Annotated in this window: 2 protein-coding genes; one reads left to right on the forward strand and one right to left on the reverse strand. The window is 73.5% G+C overall.

Features of this window, described 5'->3' with window-relative positions; all coding sequences use genetic code 11:
• Positions 1–367: 367 nt before the first annotated feature.
• Positions 368–2,815: a polysaccharide lyase 8 family protein gene (locus A6A06_RS00005; protein ID WP_073757472.1), complete on the reverse strand. Its 2,448-nt coding sequence runs from the start codon at positions 2,813–2,815 to the stop codon at positions 368–370.
• 228 nt (positions 2,816–3,043) lie between these two features.
• Here A6A06_RS00005 and A6A06_RS00010 point away from each other — a divergent pair, with 228 nt between their 5' ends.
• Positions 3,044–3,685, forward strand: a complete 642-nt coding sequence (locus tag A6A06_RS00010) for a YceI family protein (protein WP_073757474.1) — start codon at positions 3,044–3,046, stop codon at positions 3,683–3,685.
• The last annotated feature ends 26 nt before the right edge of the window (positions 3,686–3,711 follow it).

The following is a 3,711-nucleotide window of genomic DNA, read 5'->3' on the forward strand; positions in this document are numbered from 1 at the left end:
CGCCCGCTCACTCGGGCCGCGCCGGGCCTGCTCACGGATGGCGTGCAGCTCGGCGACCCGCCCGCGGGCGTCGTTCGCCTCGGCGGGCACATCTTCGACAGTGGTCATGTATCGACGGTACGTGGCCGGGGCCTCCGGAACCGATGTCGGTTTCGTACAACGTCGGAAGCGATTTGGTGGGCAGGCAGCACAGAAGCCTGCTGTACGCGGCCCGCGTCCGGCCGCATGGGCACGCCAAAGGGCTTCAGCGATATGTATGAGCCCTACAAAGCCCACCCGCGTGGCGTTGTGGCAGTCCACTGCCCGGCCGGTCGCCGCGGGACCGTGGTCCGGGCCCGCGCGACGCCGTGGCCAGGCGGAACGGCGGTCAGCGCGGGGTGACCGTACAGGTGTGGGTGGTGCAGGCGGTACCGGGGGCGATCTGCAGCCGGAGCGCCGGAGCGGTCGCCAGAACTCTGACGGAGGGGTCGGCGGCGAGCACCGCGCGGACCGGGCGGTCCCAGACCACCTCGAACGGCTCACCGGTCCGCGGCGGCTCGGCGACACACAGTGCCGCCGTCCGGCCGCCGCGCCGCCCGTGCGCGGACCGGGCGGGCCGCTCGCGCAGCAGGACGCTCGCGGGCGCCGTCACGGTCAGGCCCCCGGCCGACCCGGCCTGCCAGAAATTGGCGGCGGTGAGGCTCAGTGAGGGGATCGCGACCGCCTGCCGCTCGCCGGTGTTGGCGAGGACGGCCAGCCAGTGGCGGTCGGCGGACCGGGCGGCGAGGGCGCGCGGGCCCGCTCCGGGCATCAGCAGGTACGCGTACGCGGCGTCCGCCGGGTCGGTGCCGTGGTCGAGCCAGAGCGTCAGGTAGCGGCGGGTGAACGGTTCGGGCGAGCCGCCGGTGTTGATGTCGCTCCACGCGCCCGTGCGGGTGTCGCGCAGTGCGTGCGGGACCGTTTCCCCGCCGCCCGGCAGGCGGGGGAAGACGTACCCGCCGTGCCCGGCCAGGTGCATCCAGCGGGCGCGCGGGAAGGTCAGCGGGCGGCCGGGGGCCGCGGGCTGCCGTACGCCGTCGACGGTCAGCGTCTGCGTCCCGGCAGCGCCCAGGTTGCGGTTGTCCACGACCGTCTCGGCGGGCACGCCGTCGCGGGAGGTGATGCCGGTGCCCAGGCAGACGACGCAGTCCGCGGCGAAGAACCACGACTTCTTGGCGCGCAGGGTGGAGGACAGGCCGCGCACGTCCTGCCCGGCCACGGCGAACTCGCCGTCGGTGGTCCCGCCCACCCACCGCGCGGCGGGCTTCGGCTCGCCCCAGCCGCCGCCCTCGTTGTCGGCGAGCCGTTTGGCGGACACGGTCGTGCCGGGCAGGCGGTACGGGTCGACGGTGGGCCAGAAGGCGTCCGTGTACTGGTCGTTCGCGACGTCGCGGCCCCACCAGTAGAGCATTCCGGCGCCGGTGTGCCAGCCGCGCGGGTTCTCGCCGTTGCCGTTCTCGTAGTACGTGATGCGGTCCGAGGCCATGGCCAGGCCCGCGGCCCAGCCGGGGCGGCGGTGCACGGCCCGGTCCATGGCCGGGAAGAGCCGGTGGGCGACGGGTTCGGGCGCGACCGGGCCGCCGTCGTCCGCGAGCGCCTTGAGGCGGGCGAGGTCGGCGATCTCGTACTGCCGGTCGGCGAGCACCGGGTAGGCCGTGTCGCGCCGGATCCAGCCCCGGACCATCGCCTGCCAGCGCTCCCGCTCCCGGACTCCGGCCGACTCCGCCAGCAGGGCGACGGCGGCGACCAGGGCGTGGCCGTGGAAGTGGTCGCCGCGCATCACCCGGCGCTCGTCGGCGCGCAGGTAGCCGCGGCTGATGGCGCGCCCGTTGACGCTGTCCATCATCAGGCCGTTGTAGAGCAGGGGCGCGTAGGCGTGTTCCACGCTGTCGGAGATGATTTGGCGCTTCGGGTCGGTGACGGCCCAGTCGGTCCCGTCGAGCAGGGTGAAGAGGCGGCCGAGCCCGTCGAGCAGGACGAAGCCGTAGGTGCCGGAGTAGGCGACCCAGGTGTGCTGGACGAAGGAGCCGTCGGCGTAGAGGCCGTCGCCCTTGGTGACGTACGGGAAGACCGGGGACAGGGCGTCGCGGGCCAGCGCGATCTTCGCCGGGGCCCGGCCGAGGATGCCGCGCAGCGCCACGGCGCGGCACAGGTCGACGCGGTTGGCGCCGGTGCTGGTGCCGGTGTAGTCGCCGAGCATGCCGTCCGGGACGAAGTGGTCGACGGCGGCCAGGTAGCGGGCCCGCCGGTCCTCGCCGAGCTGCTCGTACAGCATCGCGACGGTGTCCAGGAGGAGCCGGGGGCTGCCGATCTGCCACTCCCACCAGTTGCCGTAGCGCGCGGTACCGGAGTGGTAGACGGTGTCGTGCACGTGGTCCAGGCCCTTGACGATGTCGGTGGCGAGGCCTGCGTCCCCGGTCAGGCCGGTGCCGGGCTGGGCGTGGGCGCGGGCCATGGTGGCGAGGCGGCTGTAGCTGCGGGTGATGCCGGCGGGCGGGTCGAAGGGGCTGTCGGGCCAGAGCGAGCCGGCGGCCGGGCGCATGGCCGCGCGGAATCCGCGGGCCAGTTCGCCGGTCTCCTTCAGGCGGGCGGCGTACGGTTCGGCGGCGGGGTCGAAGCCGGTGCCTAGTTGGATGCCGAGCCAGCGGCGGCGCAGGGCCGTGTACGGGTCGCCGTCGGCGGCGTGCGCGGCGGGGGCCGGTCCGGCGGCGAGCGCGGGCGTCAGCGCCAGGCCGAGCGCGCCCGCTCCGGAGAAGCCGAGGAAACCCCGGCGGGACCAGACGGGGGAAGGCGGCACGGTCCGTCCTCTCCGTGAACGTCAAGTGCGTACGGAAACGGTCTGGTGGAACGGTGACCGACGGTCTAGCACGGGCTCCGGCAGCACGACAATGCCCATGACACGTCCGCCGAGAACACCCCGCATCACTCCCCCGCGACCCAACTGTTGAAACTTGAACTAGATCGCGCTACGCTCAATCTCGTTGAAGGTTTAACAAACCTGTCCATCCACTTCCGAGGAGGAGCCATGGCTCTGTTCACCCGCAAGCGCGCCACGGCCACGGCCGCGGACACCGGCCGCACCACCACCCACCGGCCCGCCGCCGTCCTCGACGCCGACCCGGCTCTGGCCGCCCTGACCGGCGACTACACCATCGACCCGGCCCACAGCCGGATCGGCTTCACCGTCCGGCACGCCATGGTCACCAACGTCCGCGGCTCCTTCGGCAGCCACCAGGGCACGCTGCACCTCGACGGCGCCGACCCGGCCCGCTCCACCGCCTCCGTCGACGTCACGATCGCCTCCGTCGACACCGGCATCGCCGACCGCGACGCCCACCTGCGCGGCGCCGACTTCTTCGACGCCGACGCCTTCCCGCTGATGACGTTCCGCTCCACCGCCGCCGAGCGGGTCGGCTCGGACACCTACCGCGTCACCGGCGACCTGACGATCAAGGACGTCACCCGGCCGCTCACCATCGACCTGGAGTTCCAGGGCACGGCGACCGACGTGTACGGCGCCGAGCGCGCCGGGTTCGAGGGCAGCGCCGAGATCCTGCGCTCCGACTGGGGCCTGACCTGGAACGCGGCGCTGGAGACCGGCGGCGTGATGGTGAGCGACAAGGTCAAGCTCACCTTCGACATCTCCGCGGTGAAGGCCGCCGCCTGAGCCGAAGGCTCCTGCAGACCCCGCGG

The sequence above is a fragment of the Streptomyces sp. CB02923 genome, assembly GCF_001905005.1.
In the GTDB taxonomy this organism is placed as follows: Bacteria; Actinomycetota; Actinomycetes; order Streptomycetales; family Streptomycetaceae; genus Streptomyces.

Excerpts from the sequence above, each read along its gene's own strand:
- A6A06_RS00010 (WP_073757474.1), top strand. The coding sequence starts at position 3,044 with ATGGCTCTGTTCACCCGCAAGCGCGCCACGGCCACGGCCGCGGACACC.